Source organism: Streptomyces sp. NPDC029296, assembly GCF_055569255.1.
This window is the reverse complement of record NZ_JBVHXT010000044.1, coordinates 1-16,396: the sequence shown is the minus strand read 5'-3', so window position 1 is coordinate 16,396 and position 16,396 is coordinate 1. Positions and strand designations below refer to the sequence as shown.

At 73.7% G+C, this 16,396-nt stretch carries 8 protein-coding genes; 3 read left to right on the top strand and 5 right to left on the bottom strand.

The genetic code is table 11. The features are described from left to right. The first annotated feature begins 41 nt into the window (after positions 1–41). Positions 42–251 carry a 4-oxalocrotonate tautomerase family protein gene (locus ACZ4W9_RS31970; protein WP_467941598.1) on the top strand — a complete coding sequence of 70 codons (210 nt, stop codon included), beginning with the start codon at positions 42–44 and terminating at the stop codon, positions 249–251. A gap of 24 nt (positions 252–275) precedes the next feature. Here ACZ4W9_RS31970 and ACZ4W9_RS31965 read toward each other — a convergent pair whose 3' ends face one another. Then, positions 276–1,067, bottom strand: coding sequence for an SDR family NAD(P)-dependent oxidoreductase (locus ACZ4W9_RS31965; protein WP_467941596.1), 792 nt, complete (start codon positions 1,065–1,067; stop codon positions 276–278). 372 nt (positions 1,068–1,439) lie between these two features. Here ACZ4W9_RS31965 and ACZ4W9_RS31960 point away from each other — a divergent pair, with 372 nt between their 5' ends. Beyond that, entirely contained in the window at positions 1,440–3,746 is a 2,307-nt protein-coding gene (locus tag ACZ4W9_RS31960) for a beta-L-arabinofuranosidase domain-containing protein (RefSeq protein ID WP_467941594.1), read from the top strand. A gap of 159 nt (positions 3,747–3,905) precedes the next feature. After that, positions 3,906–5,204, top strand: coding sequence for an eCIS core domain-containing protein (locus ACZ4W9_RS31955; protein ID WP_467941592.1), 1,299 nt, complete (start codon positions 3,906–3,908; stop codon positions 5,202–5,204). A 25-nt stretch (positions 5,205–5,229) separates the two neighbouring features. Here the strand turns inward: ACZ4W9_RS31955 and ACZ4W9_RS31950 are convergent, their stop codons facing one another. From ACZ4W9_RS31950 to ACZ4W9_RS31935, 4 genes are all read right to left on the bottom strand, one after another. Further along, positions 5,230–6,669 (bottom strand): MFS transporter, encoded by a 1,440-nt coding sequence (locus tag ACZ4W9_RS31950; RefSeq protein ID WP_467941590.1) that lies wholly within the window; start codon positions 6,667–6,669, stop codon positions 5,230–5,232. A gap of 8 nt (positions 6,670–6,677) precedes the next feature. Continuing rightward, positions 6,678–7,802 (bottom strand): alpha/beta hydrolase, encoded by a 1,125-nt coding sequence (locus ACZ4W9_RS31945; protein WP_467941588.1) that lies wholly within the window; start codon positions 7,800–7,802, stop codon positions 6,678–6,680. Then, complete coding sequence (locus ACZ4W9_RS31940; protein WP_467941587.1) at positions 7,799–9,985, bottom strand: thioester reductase domain-containing protein; 2,187 nt, start codon at positions 9,983–9,985, stop codon at positions 7,799–7,801. Before ACZ4W9_RS31940 ends, ACZ4W9_RS31945 begins: the two co-directional genes overlap by 4 nt. 334 nt (positions 9,986–10,319) lie before the next feature. Then, a complete protein-coding gene (locus ACZ4W9_RS31935; RefSeq protein WP_467941585.1) occupies positions 10,320–16,382 on the bottom strand; it encodes an HAD-IIIC family phosphatase in 6,063 nt (2,020 codons plus the stop codon). Between the last annotated feature and the right edge of the window lie 14 nt (positions 16,383–16,396).

The following is a 16,396-nucleotide window of genomic DNA, read 5'->3' as shown; positions in this document are numbered from 1 at the left end:
CTCCGCATCCCGAGAAGAAGCCGATCCCAGGAGAGAGCGCCATGCCCTTCGCTCATTTCAAGGTCCCCGCCGGCACCCTCACCGCCGAGGACAAGAAGAAGATCGTCGAACGCACCACCGACCTGTACGCGGAGATCTACGGCGAGCGGGCCCGCCCCACCACCGTCGTGCTCGTCGACGAGGTCGCCGACGGAGGCTGGGGCGTCGCCGGCGGCGTCCTGACCGCCGCGATGCTCGGCGGCGCCGGCTGACCCCGGCCGCCGGCGGGGGCCGGGTCAGCGCGCGGCGCGCTGTGCCTCCACGATCCGGCGCACCGAGTCCGACGGCCCGGCCCCTCGCCGGGCGCGCGACGCGAAGTCGGGGAACTGCCCGGCGACGGCACAGCGCCACCGCAACTTCGCCGGAGCGATGTTGATCTCGCCGCGGTTCTCCGTGACGGAACGGATCACGGCCGCGGCGACCTGGTCGGGCGAGACGGTCCGCACACCGCTCGGCACCTCGGCGCCGGTGTCGGCGAACATCCCCGCCTCCCCCACGAAACCGGGCTGCACCAACGACACGCCGACCCCGGCCACGTCCAGATCCTGGCGCAGGCTGTGCGCGAATCCGCGCAGTCCGAACTTCGTGGCGGTGTACAGCGAGGAGTACGGCGTCGCGGCCTTGCCCGACATCGATCCGACGAAGGCGAGGTGCCCGTGTCCGGCCGCGGCCATCCGCGGGGCCAGGTGGCGGGCCAGCAGAATCGGCGCGTAAAGGTTCACCGCCAGGGCTCGTTCGATCTGCCCGTCGGTGTATTCCAGCAGGTCTCCGCTGGCCGGCAGGGCGGCGTTGGCCACCAGTACCTCCGTGTCCGCCGCCGCCTCGGCGAGCCGGAGGACCTGGTCCCGGTCGGCGAGATCCGCGACCAGTGCCCGGGCGCCCGTCTCGTCCGCGAGCGTTTTGAGCGCCCGCTCCCGGCGGCCGGTCAGCACCAGCCTGGCCCCCTCGCCGGCGAGCCGGCGAGCGAGGGCGCGGCCGATCCCGCCGGTCGCCCCGGTGAGCAGCACGGTCGCTCCGCTGATCCGCATCCACAGCCTCCACGTCCCGGGGGCCGGACGGCCCCGAACCGGTGCCCGCCGCACGGCGAACGCTCTGCACGATACGAACCTTGGCAACATCTTGTCTACGGCAGGCACATTTGTGCCACAAGACGGGATCCGTCGCCGAACTCATTGACGACCCATCGTCACGCCACTATGGTCTCGTCGACTCCGCGAACAACGTTCGATATCACGAACATTGAAGTCAGTGAACGGCTCGGCAGGGCGGCGTCCGAGACGCCGCTCACGAGGTACTCCCCCGCGCGCCCCCGACGGGCGTTCGTGCGCCGCTCGACACCTACCAGGCCGGCGGACCCGCGCCTCCCCACCGGCAGGGGCCCTCACCGAAAGGGTGCACCCATGTCCTCCTCCGTCAGCAGACGACGTCTCCTCCAGCTCGCCGGGGCCACCGCCGCGATGTCCGCCGCGGGGCCCGTCCTCGGCGCCGCCGCCCAGGCCGCCGTACCCCCGGCCCGGACCGACATCGGGGCCCAGGTCTTCCCGTTCGCCCTCGGCCAGGTCAGGCTGACCGCGAGCAGATGGCTGGACAACCAGAACCGGACCCAGAGCTATCTGCGGTTCGTCGACGTCGACCGGCTGCTGTACAACTTCCGCGCCAACCACCGTCTGTCCACCGGCGGAGCGGCCGCCACCGGAGGCTGGGAGGCACCCGACTTCCCCTTCCGCAGCCATGTCCAGGGCCATTTCCTCACCGCCTGGGCGCAGTCGTACGCGGTGAGCGGGGACACCGTCAGCCGGGACAAGGCCCTGTACATGGTCGCCGAGCTGGCCAAGTGCCAGGCCAACAACAGTGCCGCCGGGTTCGGCGCGGGCTACCTCTCCGGCTATCCCGAGTCCGACTTCACGGCCCTGGAGGCGCGCACCCTGTCCAACGGGAACGTGCCGTACTACACCATCCACAAGACCCTGACCGGGCTGCTGGACGTGTGGCGGCACATCGGCAGCACGCAGGCCCGCGACGTGCTGCTGGCCCTGGCGGGCTGGGTCGACCGGCGCACCGGCCGGCTGAGCGCCGCGCAGACGCAGGCCATGCTGGGCACGGAGTTCGGCGGTATGAACGCCGTCCTGACCGACCTGTACCAGCAGACCGGCGACGCCCGGTGGCTCACCGTCGCCCAGCGGTTCGACCACGCCGCGGTGTTCGACCCGCTGGCGGCGGGCCAGGACCGGCTGGCCGGGCTGCACGCCAACACCCAGGTGCCCAAGTGGATCGGGGCGGTGCGCGCGTACAAGGCCACCGGCACCACCCGCTACCGGGACATCGCCGCCAACGCCTGGAACTTCTGCGTCCACGCGCACACCTACGCCATCGGCGGCAACAGCCAGGCGGAGCACTTCCGCGCGCCGGACGCCATCGCCGCCTATCTGCGCCAGGACACCTGCGAGAGCTGCAACACCGTCAACATGCTCACGCTCACCCGGGAGCTGTTCGCGCTGACGCCGGACCGGGCCGAGCTGTTCGACTTCTACGAGCAGGCGTGGCTGAACCAGATGATCGGCCAGCAGAACCCGGCCGACCCGCACGGCCACGTCACCTACTTCACCCCGCTCAACCCCGGAGGCCGCCGGGGCGTCGGCCCGGCCTGGGGCGGCGGCACCTGGAGCACCGACTACACCACCTTCTGGTGCTGCCAGGGCACGGGCCTGGAGATGCACACCCGGCTGATGGACTCCGTCTACTTCTACGCCGGCACCACCCTGACGGTGAACCTGTTCGTGCCCTCCGTGCTCACCTGGACCCAGCGCGGCATCACCGTCACCCAGACCACGTCGTACCCGGCGAGCGACACCACGACCCTGCGGGTCACCGGAGACGCCGGCGGGACCTGGACGATGCGCATCCGCGTCCCCGGCTGGACCAGCGGGGCCACCGTCAGTGTCAACGGCGCCGTGCAGGACATCGCCACCACCCCCGGCGGCTACGCCGTCCTGACGCGTGCCTGGGCGTCCGGCGACACCGTCACCGTGCGCCTGCCCATGCGCACCGTGCTGCGGCCGGCCAACGACAACCCCGCTGTCGCCACCATCGCCCACGGCCCGGTCGTCCTGTCCGGCAACTACGGCGACACCGCGCTCGGTTCGCTGCCCGCCCTGGACGCCTCCTCGATCCGGCGCACCAGCTCCACCGCGCTCGCCTTCACCGCCACCGCGAACGGCGCCACCGTCGGCCTGGGCCCGTTCTACGACGCGCACGGCCACAACTACACCGTCTACTGGAACACCGGCGGCGCGGCCACCGTCCGCCTCGCCAACGCGGCCAGCGGCCTGGTGCTGGGCATCCAGGACATGTCCACCGCCGACGGCGGCCGGGCCCTGCAGTGGTCCGACTCCGGCACCGCCGACCACGACTGGGAGCTGCTCCCCGACGGCGACGCGTACCGCATCCGCAACGCCCACAGCGGCAAGGTGCTCGGCGTGCTGGACATGTCCACGGCCGACGGCGCCACCGTCCTGCAGTGGTCGGACAACGGCACCGCCGACCACCGGTGGGCCCTGCTCGACCAGGGCGACGGCACCTGCAAGATCCGCAATGTCCACAGCGGGAAGCTGCTCGCCATCGCGAACGGCTCCACCGCGATCGGCGCCTTCGCGGTCCAGGCCCCGGACGACGGCACGGCCGACAACCGGTGGCGCGTCGTACGGTGACGGCCCGCCCGCCACCCGCCGCATGCCGAATGGTGCCGCGCGGCACCGACACCCGGGCGGTCCCTCGTGCACCCGATGGTGCCCCTCCGTACCTTCCCCCGGGGCTTCCGGCTCTGTAGGGGTAGAGGGCGATCAAGATCAGAGAGGGGCCGTCCCGACATGCACGCCAAGGAACAGCCGGAGAAGAACGCCGGTCAGCGGCGCCTGCCGCACCCGACACGACAGGCGCCGGCGGTGGCGCCGGCCGTCACCGGGGGCATGTCCCCGGCGACCGCCGGATCCCTGCAGCGCGCGGTCGGCAACGCGGCGGTGACACGGATGGTCGAGGAGCGGCGCGACACCCACCACGGTCACGACCACGGCCCGGCCGTGCAGCGGTCCACCGTGCACGACGTGCTGCGCTCGGCCGGCCGGCCGCTGGACGACTCCGTCCGCACCGACATGGAGGCGCGGCTCGGCGCGGACTTCTCCGACGTCCGCGTCCACACGGGCAGCGCGGCCCGCGCGTCCGCCGCCGAGGTGGGCGCCCGGGCCTACACCAGCGGCCACCACGTCGTCATCGGCGACGGCGGCGCGGACCGGCACACCCTCGCCCACGAACTCACCCACGTCATCCAGCAGCGGCAGGGCCCGGTCTCCGGCACCGACAACGGTTCCGGGCTGCGCGTCTCCGACCCCTCGGACCGATTCGAGCGCGAGGCCGAGGCCAACGCCGCGCGCGTCCTCGCCGGGCCGGCCCCGCAGCGCGGCGAACCCGTACAGCGCGCCGCCGACACGGGCCGGGACGTCGGAACGCCCGTCCAGCGGGCCAAGGCGGCCGGGGGCGCCCACGCGCAGGGCGAGCACATCTTCAACGCCCTCGACGCACTGGCCAAGGAGGCCGGTACGTCCCTGGGCCGCCGGGTCACGGACCGCATCAGCCTGCTCGACGGCCAGGGGAAGCTCACCCACGAGCAGAACGTGCGCCGGGCGACCACGACCTGGAACTACGAGGTCCACAAGAAGAGCCTGAACGAGGCGGCGACGCTGGCGGCGGAACTGCGCGACAACGAGCGCTTCCGGTCCGCGACGAGCGGGGAGCCGCTGGACGCGCAGGGCAACGACCCCAACTCCCTCCGCTACGGCGCCTTCGTCACGCAGGTCAGGGAGGCGCTGCGCCACTGCGGTACGCCGAACTGGAACAACGGGGCGGCCCTGGTGGCCCTCCGGGAGAACCTCGTCGCGACCATCACCGACCAGGTGGCCCGGGACGTGAAGCGGAACACCGATCTGGGCAACGGGCGCGACCGCACGGACTTCGACACCTGGTACACGAACACCGAGAACCAGATGAAGGCCCTGTTCAACGAACTCATCGGTGCGGCGAGGGCCGTTCACGAGGCGCTGTTCACGACGGTCCACGCCGCGTATGGCTACCCGGAGGGCGACACCGTCCCCGAGGCGGACTACTACGGGTGAGCGGCCGGCGTACCGCACCGGCCCCCTACGACGGCCGGGCCCGCCGACGATCACCCTTTCCGAGTGCCTCCGCCGGGCGGGGGTGGCGCAGGAGGGGGAGGGATGCCGTGCCGATCGTCGCCGCCAGGGCCGTGGAGGCGATGGTGATCCAGGCGAAGCCGGGGCGGGAGGCGTGTGTGGTGTCGCCGGAGAAGGCCGCGAAGAGGGAGCCGAAGAGGGACACGCCGATCGCCTCGCTGCCGAGGCGGACGGTGTTGATCCAGCCGGCCGCCATGCCCGCCTCGTTCTCCGGGAGTTGTGCCAGCGCCTCGCCGTCGACCAGGCCGGCCTGGAGTCCGAAGCCGATGCCGACGACCGCCATGGGGAGTGCCATCCAGGCCATGCCCCGGGGGGCGGTCGCGCCCGTCGCCAGCAGGCCCGCGACGAGCAGGGCGATACTCACGACCAGGATCCTGTCCACGGCCGTGCCCCGGGCCGCCAGGCGGCCGGCGACCAGCGGGGTGGCGAGGACGGGCAGGGTCAGGAACATCAGGAACGCGCCGCTGGCGCCCGCCGAGGAGCCGTAGGCGCCCTGGAAGAACACCGGCAGGTAGGCGACCGCGTTGGTGAAGGTGAACGAGGAGACCGCGACGACGAGGGTCATCGCGGCAAAGCGCCGGTCGCGCAGGGTGCGCAGGCTCAGCAGGGGGTCCGGCGCGGTGGACTCGCGGCGGACGAAGAGGCCGTAGCCGGCGAGTCCGGCGGCCGTGCAGAGGAGGAACGGCGGGGAGGCCCAGCCGGTCGCCGAGCCGAGTGCCAGTCCGCCGAGCAGCAGGGTCGTCGCCGCGCAGAAGAGCACCGCACCGGCGGCGTCGACGCGGGCCGCGCGGCGGCGTTCGTGCGCCGTGGCCCGGCGGATCAGCGGCATGCCGGCGCAGGCGACGGCCAGGCAGCACAGCTGTGCCGCGTAGACCGGACGCCAGCCGACGAGCTGGGTGAGCACACCGCACAGCGTCGGACCGAAGGCGAGGGAGAGGCCCGCGACCGAGCCCAGCACGGCGAAGGCACGCGTACGGCGCTCACCGGAGTACACCGACGACAGCATCGCCGACCCCACCGAGAACACGGCGCCCGCGCCCGCGCCCGCCAGCAGCCGGGCGGAGTCCAGCATCCAGTAGTCGACCGCGACCAGGCTGGCGGCCGACCCGGCGCCGAACGTCACCAGCCCGGCCAGGAGCGACCGCCAGCGGCCGAGGACGTCCGCGACGGAGCCCCACACCAGCGTGGAGCAGGCGAAGGTCAGCGTGAACCCGTTGAGCGCCCACTGCTCCCCCAGGGAGGAGGACCCGAGGTCGCGGGCGATGTCGCCCAGCGACACGGCCGTGCCGGACACCGACAGCGGGACCGTGAACACCGCGAGGACGATGACCGGCAGCACCGCACCGGTCCCGCGCACGCCGCCCCGCCGGATGCCGTCCGAGGTCACCGGGCCCCCTACGCTCGGGGACCGGCGGAAGGGGCGAGTCGCGGGCGTTCACCGGCCCGCCGGCACTCGTCGAGGAAGTCCACGATGTGCCCGAACACGTCCAGCGCGGCACCCCGGCCGATGAACGTGTCCAGGTGGCCGTAGCCCGGCACCTCCACGTACCGGACGTCGAGGCCCGGATGCCGGCGGCCGAGGATCTCGTGGCACAGCTTGTTGGAGTCGTACCAGAAGCGGTTCTCGTCCCCGGACAGCAGCATCAGCGGGGCGTCGATGCGGTCGGCGTTGTCCAGGGCGTTCTTCGGCAGCACGTCGTAGCGGCCGTCGGCGTCGTTGAACCGCATCATGGTGTGGGCCAGTTCGATGGCGCGCAGATGTGGCAGGACCCACATGGGCACGGTGCCGTACAGGTCGGCGAGGCGGTCGTGGGTACGCCGGTCGAGGTTGTCGTGCACGAACAGCGAACCGCCCACGCCCCACGAGTCATTGTGCAGGATCTGGCAGTTGGGGTCCTTGCACTCGGCGCCGAGGGAGACCTCCGCGAACAGCAGGGAGTACTTCGACCACAGTCCCACCTTCTTGATGTCGGTGGGGATGTGCGCGAACCGGGACCGCAGCAGCTCTCCGCCGAAGTGCAGCCGGGCCCGGGTCTTCCAGGACATCTTCGGGGTGAGGAACACCCCTTGCGCGACCACGCCGGCCAGCCCCGGCACCAGCCCGGCCGTCATGCTCAGCGACAGGCACAGGGCGCCGATGCAGTGCGCGACGACCAGCAGCGGACGGCCCTCGGTGTGCCGGCGCACCAGGGAGACGGCCTCGGGGATGTCGTAGAGGGCCACGTCGTCGAAGGTGTACCGCACCCGGCCCTCGTTGTACGGCAGCCGGCAGCTGCCCCGCCAGTCGAGCAGCCACGGTTCGTAGCCCGCGTCCAGCAGGACGTCGACCAGGTTGCGGGTCTCGGGCAGGACGAACATGTCGGAGGAGGCCGTCAGCCCGTGCAGGACCAGGACGGGCGGCCGGTCGGCGCCGTCCCCGGCCACGACGCGGGTCAGTCCGAGCCGGGTGCCGTCGGACGCGGTGAACGGGATGTCCTCGACCCGGGCGCCGAGGGCGTGGTGAAGGGGCCTCGGCGTCATCGGATCTCCTCTTTCTGGATCATCAGCTTCCTGAACTTGTGCCGCAGCTTGTCCTTGTCCCGGTCGATCGCGTCCCGCCGCAGGTCCAGCAGCTCGGCGGCGGCCCGCATCGACGGCTCCGCCAGCCCCATGCCGACCTGGACGAAGAACCACGACAGCCAGCTGAGTTTGGCCAGCCGCTGCTCCTGCGACGACAGGCGCGGGTCGACCCGGATGCCGTCGATCTGGTCGGGCACATAGCTGCGGCCCGGGACCCGGATCACACCGGCGAGGCTCGCCGGCTCGCCCTCGCGGCCGATCGTGATCTCCAATGTGCGGGTCTGCGCCCAGAAGTCGCGCCGGGCCCGGGCCGTCTTCCAGCCCTCCAGCCACCACCGGCCGCCGTCCCGGTCCTCGAGGGTCAGGCGGTAGCGCAGCAGCGGGTGGTCGTTGCCGTGCCGGTGCGGTACGCCCTCGTCGGGGCGGACCCAGATCTCGCCGTCCCGCACGGTCAGCGGCTCGGCGTGCAGCCGCTCGCAGAAGACCTGGCCGCGGACGTCGACCCTGCGGTGCCGGACGACCTGGTACATGCTCGCGATGGACAGCGTGAACGCCGTCCGGCAGGTGGTGTCGGGTGCCTGGCCGACCGGGCCGACCTGGCCCTTCATCCGTTCCCGGAACGACAGGTACGGCGGGTCCTCGCGGCTGGGCAGCCGGGCCACGCCGTCGCATGCCATCCGCTCGAACGCCTTCAACTGGGCCTCGGAGCCGTAGCGTTCGGGCAGCGGCAGTTCGTTGCGGGCCAGGAACTCCTCGGTGCGTTCGGCGTCCGCCGCCGGGCCGAACATCAGCGCCTCGAAGAGCTTGACGGCGGTCGGACTGCTCAGGATGCGGGCCAGGAAGTCGAGTTCGGGCACCGGGTCGGTCTCCTGGCGCCGCAGCAGCTCCTCGCGCCACTGCTGCCAGCCCATGGTGCGGACGTTCATCCCGGCCAGCTTCATGTCCTTGACCAGTTCCGGCAGGGTCTCCGCGCGGCCGGTCAGGTGGTAGTTGCGGCCCCACGCCCGCGGGTCGAGGACGACGGCGGCGGCGACCTTGCCGACCCAGTCCACCGGCGCCAGGTTCAGGTACCGGAACGCCGGTACGGTGCGGAAGCGGGAGATCGCCCCGATCAGCCCCGTACTCAGGTCGCTCGGGTTGTACACGCCGGTGCGGCTGTGCCCGCCGATGGCGCCCGGCCGCAGGAAGGTCACGGTCAGCCCGTGTTCGCGGGCCCGGCGCAGCGCGGCCTCGGCGGCCCACTTGGACTTGTCGTAGCCCGCGAACAGCCGGTCGAGGTGGGCGATCGGATCGTCCTCGGCCATCGTGGCGATCCCGACCTCGTTGAAGACGGCGACCGACGAGATGTGGTGCAGCGGCTTGGGCCGGCCGGTCATCGCCAGCTCGGCGAGGTGCAGCGGGCCCAGTACGTTGGTCTGCCGCAGGGAGGGGTAGCCGCGCAGGAAGTCCACGGCGGCGGCCACGTTGACGATGGAGTCGGTCTCGTGGGCGAGGCTGTCCCAGCGTTCCGGTGTCAGTCCGAGCCGCGGCTGCCGGATGTCCCCGGCGAGTACGGTGACCCGCCGCCGCACCTCGAACGTCCACGGCTGCTCGTAGCCCGCCAGGGCCTGGCCGAGGCGTTCCGCGGCGGCCGTGTCGTCGGCCGCGCGGACCAGGCACACCACCTCCGCGTCGCTCTGGCGCAGCAGGTCCAGCAGCATGTGGCTGCCGAGGAACCCGGTGGCGCCGGTGAGGAGGATCCGGCGCGGCCGGACCCGCTCGGCCTGCCGGCTGAACGGCAGGCGGTCGGCCAGCGCCAGGTCGGCGAGGATGGTCCGCACGTCCTCGTCCGCCGCGGTACCGGCGCCGCCGGCCGGGGTCGTGTGGCCTGCGGGGGCCGCGGGAAGGGGCGTGGCCGCCGTCGCGGTGGTGCCGGTGGCGCGCTGGGCCAGACGCCGGGGGCGGGCGTCCGCGAAGACGTCGTCCAGGCTCATCCGCAGATCGAGTTCGCGGGTCATCAGCGCGACGAGTTCGACCGCGTCCACGGAGGACAGGCCGGCGTCGAACAGGTCCGTGTCGAGGTCGGCCGCGCCGTCCGGCAGGAAGCGGGCGGCGAGGCCGGCGATGGCCGTGGCGAGCGGGTCGACGGCGGTGGGGTGCGCCACCGCCGACCCGTTTGGCGCCGCCGGCGTCACCGCCGGGCCGGCAGGCGCCTCCGGCACCGGGCCGGGGTGCGTCCGGGACGCCGGAGCCGTGGGTGGTGGGGTCGTAGGGCCGGTGGGTGCCTGCGAAGCCGGATCCGGAGGTGTACGAGGGGTCTGGCCCGCAGGGGTGTGGGTGGCCGGGCCGGCGGGGTTCCGTGGGGCCGGGCCGGTCGTCGACCTGCGGAAGCGGGCCAGCAGATCGGCCGCCTGGCCGCGGCCGGGACCGCGCCGCTCGATCACCTCCTCGTCGGGCCGACGGCTGACACTGCGGTCGCGGTTCGTGCCGCCGCCCGCCTCAGGCATTGCTGACCTCCGCTGCGATGTCCGATCCGAGGTCCCAGGAACGGAACTCCCGGAGTTGCTCCGGCGCCAGGGCCGTCTCCAGCCGGGGCGCGTCGACCTCGCCGCCGCCCAGGCGGGAGACGAGCCGCCGTGCCGGTGTGTTGCGTGGGGTGTTCTCGGCCACGATCCGTACCGTCGCGCACCCGAGGGCGTCCGCGCGGTCGGCCAGCCAGGCCAGCAGCCGGTCCTCGACGCCGCGGCCGAGGACCCGGCAGCTCATCATCCAGGCGACGACCTCCAGCACGCCGTCGACGGGCCGGACGGCGAGGACGCCGATCTGTCCGTACGCGCCGAACCGGTCGCGTGCGGTCGCCGTCCACACCTCGCCCTCCTGGCAGAGCCGTTCGAGCCGGGCGGCGTCCAGCGGCAGGGGCCGGAGGTTGAACTGGTTGGTGCGCCTGCTGAGCTGGATGGTGCGTTCGGCCGTGTCGGTGCCGACCGGCTCGATGTCCAGTTCCAGCTTGAGGCTCTCCAGGAAATCCGCGAACCCCAGCTGGGCGCGGGCCGCGTCGCGTACCCGTTCCTGCCGGTAGAACTCGGCGCGGGAGGCGTCCTCCGTGGTGGCCGCGCGCGGCACCATGGGCCACAGCCGGGTGACGAAGTCGGCGAGTTCGGCGGCGGGCGGGCAGGTCAGGCTGAGCACCTCGGGCAGCCGGGCGCGCACCCCCGCGATCTCCACCGGGTTGTCGTCCAGGAAGAGGAAGCTGTCCAGGCCGAGGTTCAGGTCTTCGGCGATCCGTACGATCCTGGTCCACTTCGGTTCCCAGGCCGCGGAGACGGCGGCGAAGTGCTCCCGGCGCAGCAGGCTGTCCGGCCGGTCGAGGACGCTGTGCACGGTCTCCTCGTCGTTGTTGGAGACGAGGGCGAGCAGCACGCCTGCCGCCCGCCACTGCAGCAGCCGGCGGGCGAGCAGGGCGCGGGGGCCGGTCAGGTCGACGTTCTCCGGTCCGGCCTCGCCGGCGATGCCGCTCCACAGCGTCTCGTCGCCGTCGACCACGATGACCTTCGGCGCGCGGCGGCGGATCTTCCAGACCACATCGGCGAGGCGCAGCGCGACCACCGCCTGGAACTCCTCCTCGAACGGCAGATGGGCGATGTCGTCGGTGTGCTGGTCGAAGATGCCGTCGAGGGGGCCGGGGGCAGCTTCGGCGGGGACGGTCCCGCCGTCGGCGGCCAGGTCGCCGGCCCAGGAGTCGGCGGACAGGACGGCGATGCCCGGCTGGTCGGCCAGTCGTTCCGTCACCTCCCGTTCCCAGGCACGCAGCCGCTCGTCCCGCGACCGCTCCGGGAGGAAGGCGACGACGAGCGGGGTGCGGGTGCGGTCGGCGAGGGCGCGCAGCGCGGCCGGGTATTCCTCGGCGAGCTGGCCGAGCAGGCCGGTGTCCTGCGGGGCGAAGCGGGTCAGGTCGCCGGGACGGAGCAGGACCAGGCCGGCGGCGGTGGCCGGCTGGGCGAGGACGCCGTCCGGGTCGTGCAGGGCGGCCAGGACCTGGTGGTAGGGCGCCTCCACGACGTCGTAGGGGCCGCCCTCCACGTCGGTGTCCTCCAGGGCGACCGTCAGCAGGGCCGGGAGGTTGCCGAGGGCGAAGGTGGCCGCCACCGCGATCTGGCCGGCCGGGTGGCCGCCGGCGGGGGCGCCGTCCTGTCCGGCGGGGGCGGGGGCCTGCGGGGTGACGGGAGCGCCGTGCGGGGTCGGACCGGTCGCCTCCCCGGACGGGTGGTGGGGGCCGGGCATCGGAACGGTGCCGGTGGGCGTCGGGCCGGCCGGGGCAGTGGGGGAACCGTCGGCGGACGCACGTGCCGCGTGCTCCACGACCACCGCCTCGGGTTCGTCGGCCAGTCGGGCGGCGACGGCGAGGACACCCTCGGCCAGGGCCGCGCAGTGCGCGTCGTCGAGGACGTCGGTGTTGTACTCCAGTCCCACCTTCCCGAGGCCGGGCATCACCGTGACCATCAGGTCGAGGTCGGAGTAGCCGGTGCCCGCCGGCAGGACGCGAAGGCCCTCGGCGGCCCCGGCCTGCGGTGGCATGTAGTTGAAGTACACCTCCACCAGTGGGGCGTCCTTGCGGTGCAGCCCCTCCTGGACCAGCGCCGGCATGGCGTCGAAGAAGGTGATGCCGCGTTCGAGCACCCGGCTGAGCCGCCCGTCGGTGCGCCGCAGCACGTCGGTGCCGGTGTCGCCGGGCTCGACCTGGGCGGCGAACGGGATGGGCAGGCCGAAGTATCCGACGGCGTCGAGCGCGCCGACGTGCATGCGGGTGTCCACCGGCACCGCCAGCACGAACCGGTCCCGGGCGCGCAGCCTTGCCAGGTGCAGCGTCAGGGCGCCGAGCCAGAACGCGGCGGGCGTGATGCCCAGCCGGGTCGCCCGGTCCGTCACCCGCCGCGCCAGCTCGGGCGGCAGGCCGGCCAGGTGCATGGCCGAGCGGTGCGAGCGCCGGGCGGGGCGGGGGCGGGCCAGTTCCAGGTCGAGCCGCCGGACCCCGGCGAAGTCGTCGCGCCAGTCCCCCGCGGTCGCCCGCTCGCCGGCCGGTGCGCCGGGACGGTCGGGCGGGGTCGCCTGGGCCCGCAGCAGGAGGTCGATGTCGCGGTTGGTGACGACGGCGGGCGGTGCCTGGCCGGTCAGTTCGGCGCCGAGTCCGTGGGCGACGAGCATGAGGGACGCGAGGTCGGACACGGCGTGGTGCGCGCCGAACACCAGTATCTGGTCGCCCGACGGATAGGCGAGCAGTTCGAACCGCCACAGCGGGGAGCGTGTCAGGTCGAACGGCGGTTCCATCAGCGCGCACAGCCGCCGGTCCGGGTCGGTGCCGTCCTCGACCGCGCTCCAGCGCACCAGTTCGCCCGCCGGGGTGCGGCGGACCTCCAGCCGCTGTCCGCCGTCGGTGTCCGCGACGATCGCGGTGCGCAGCGCCGCGTGCCGGCCGGCGAGCCGGGAGATCGCCTCGGTGAGACGGTCGGCGGTGGTCGGGGTGTCGAGTCGTACGGCCAGTCCGATGTGGTGGGTGACGCTCGGGGTGCCGTGCTGCTCGGCGCGCAGCAGCCGTACGACGTCCCGGGTGGCCGGGTGGTGTGCGACATCGGGGACGTCGGGGATCTCGGTGTCCGACGGGTCCGCCGCGCTCGCCGTGGACGGCGTCGCGCCCTCGGGGCCGGCCGCCTCGGTCGCGGCCTCGGCGAGGATGTGGTCGGCGAGGCTGTCGAGGGTGGCTCCGTTGAACATCGTCGCGATCGGCAGGCTCTGGCCGAAGTCGGCCTCGACGAGGCCGCGGATCTGCATGGCCATCACGGAGTCCAGGCCCTGTCCGACCAGGGAGGCGGCCGGGTCGAGGTCGTCGGCGTCGAAGCCCATGGTGCGCGCGAACCGGTACCGCAGCCGCTCCACCACCGCCTCCCGGGTGGTCGGCACGACGGGTCCGGCGGCGCCGGCCCGCGTCCCGGAGGCGGGTACGGCGGCCCGGCGGCGCGCGGGGACGAGCGCGGCCAGCAGCGGGGGCAGCAGGGCGGGTTCGGTGGTGCGCAGAACGGGCAGGTTGAGGGCCGCCGCCACCAGTACGGCGTGACCGGTGCCGTCGGCGGAGGCGTGCCGGGTCAGCGCGGCGTCCAGGAGGGTGAGCCCCTGTTCGGTGGCGAGCGGGCTGATCCCGCCGCGGCTGATCCGCTCCAGGTCCGTCTCGGCGAGGTGCCCGGTCATTCCGGTGGCCTCGGCCCACAGGCCCCAGGCCAGCGACAGGCCGGGCAGTCCGGTGCGGCGGCGGTGCTCCGTCAGGGCGTCGAGGAAGGCGTTCGCGGCGCCGTAGCCGCCCTGTCCGGCCCCGCCGAGGACGCCCGCGACGGACGAGAACACCACGAAGGCGGACAGGTCGGCGGCCGCCGTCAGCTCGTGCAGGTGCCAGGCGGCGTCGGTCTTGGGCCGCAGCACCCGGTCCAGGCCGTCGGCGTCGACCGATTCGATCGTGCCGTCGTGCAGGACGCCCGCCGAGTGGATGACGGCGGTCAGCGGGTAGCGTTCCGGGATCTCGCCGAGGGCCCGCTCCAGCTGGGCGCGGTCGGCGACGTCGCAGGCCACTACGGTGACCTCGGCACCGGCGGCCGTGAGTTCGTCCCGCAGCGTCTCGACGCCCTCCGCCTCGGGGCCGCGCCGGGACAGCAGCAGCAGGTGCCGGGCGCCGAGGCGGGCGGCGTGCCGGGCCACCTGCGCGCCGATTCCCGTCGTGCCGCCGGTGATCAGGACGGTGCCCGTGCCGAGGGCGGCGCGGACGTCGCCGGCCGGGTCGGTCGCCTGCCGGCGCAGCGCGGGCGCGTACCGGCGGCCGGACCGGAGCGCCAGCTCGGGCCGTCCGGAGCGCACGGCGCCGAGAATCTCCTCGTCGAGGCGGGCGAGACGGTCGGTGTCGTCTGCTTCGGGGTCGTTCTCCTCGGGGTCGGTGTCGACCAGGACGATCCGGCCGGGGTTCTCCGCGCGGGCCGCCCGCACGAGTCCCCACACCGCGGCGTGGGCGAGGTCGACCGGCGTGCCCTCGGCCTCGGCGCCGGTCGGCACGGCCCCGCGGGTCACGACGACCAGCCGCTCCCCGGCGGGCCGGTCCCGCGCCAGCCACTCCTGGAGACCGCGCAGTGTCTCGTGGAGCACCGCACGGATCCGGGCCGGCGTGTCCCCGGTGTCCGCTTCCGCGCCGGTGACCTTCAGGAGCGTCGGTGCCGGCGCGCCGGGGCCGTTGTCGGCGGCCGGGGCCTGGTCGTGCTCGGTCCACTCGACGGACAGCAGCGCCTGAGTGCCGCTGTCCGCGAGGGTGAGGTCGTCGGCGGTCACGGCGCGCACCAGGAGGGAGTCGACGCGGGCGACCGGGACGCCCGCCGGGTCGGCCGCCTCGACCGTGAAGGTGTCCGGGCCGCTCGGCGCGATGCGGATCCGCAGCTCGCTCGCGCCCCGCCCGTACACGGTGACGCGGCCGAAGGAGAACGGCAGCGGTGTGCGCCCGGTGCCGCCCTCCGTCCCGCGTGCCGCCGCCGCTTGCAGCGCCGCGTCCAGCAGCGCCGGGTGCAGGGTGAACCGTGCCGCGTCCTCCGCCTGCCGGCCGGGCAGGGTGACCTGCGCGAACACCTCGTCACCGGACCGCCATACGTCCGACAGCCCCTGGAACGCCGGGCCGTACTCCAGCCCGATGCCGGCCAGGGTCGCGTAGTGGGCGGCCGGGTCCAGCCGGTGTGCCCGCTCGGGTGGCCAGGCCGTGCCGTACGGTGGCCGGCCGGGCTCCGGTGGCGCGGCGGCGGGTTCCTCGACCAGGAGTCCGCTCGCGTGGTGGGTCCACTCCCGGGTGCCGTGCGGGCGGGAGTGGACCTCCACCGTGCGGCCCGTGGCGCCGGCCGCTCCGACCTGCACCTGGAGGTCGGTCTCGCCGTGCTCGGGCAGGGACAGCGGCGCGTGCAGGGTCAGGTCCCGTACGCCGGCGCAGCCGGCCTCTTCCGCGGCGCGCAGTGCCAGTTCGACGAAGGCGGTGCCGGGGAGGAGCACGGTGCCGAAGACGGCGTGGTCCGCCAGCCAGGGGTGGGACGTACGGGAGAGCCGCCCGGTCAGGACGATGTCCTCGCCGCCCGCCAGGGTGAGCGCGGCGCCCAGGAAGGGGTGCCGTACGGCGTCGAGTCCTACGGCGCCCACGTCGGTGCCGGTGACGGCGGGCTGCCAGTAACGCCGGTGCTGGAACGGGTAGGCGGGCAGGTCCACCAGCCGTCCTTCACCCGTCCACACCGGCCAGTCGACGTCCACGCCGGCGACGAACACCTCGGCCGCGTGCCGCAACAGCTGCGGCATTTCGTCTTCGTCACGGCGCAGGGTGCCCACCGCGGTCACGCCGGCCATGCCCTTGTGGTCGGCGTTCTGGACCACGGCTCCGAGGAGGACGGGGTGTGGACTGACCTCGATGAAGACCCGGTTCCCGGCCTCCAGCAGCGTCTCCAGCGCCCGGTCGAAACGCACCGTCTCCCGCAGATTCGTGAACCAGTACTCCGCATCCATCACCGCCGTATCCA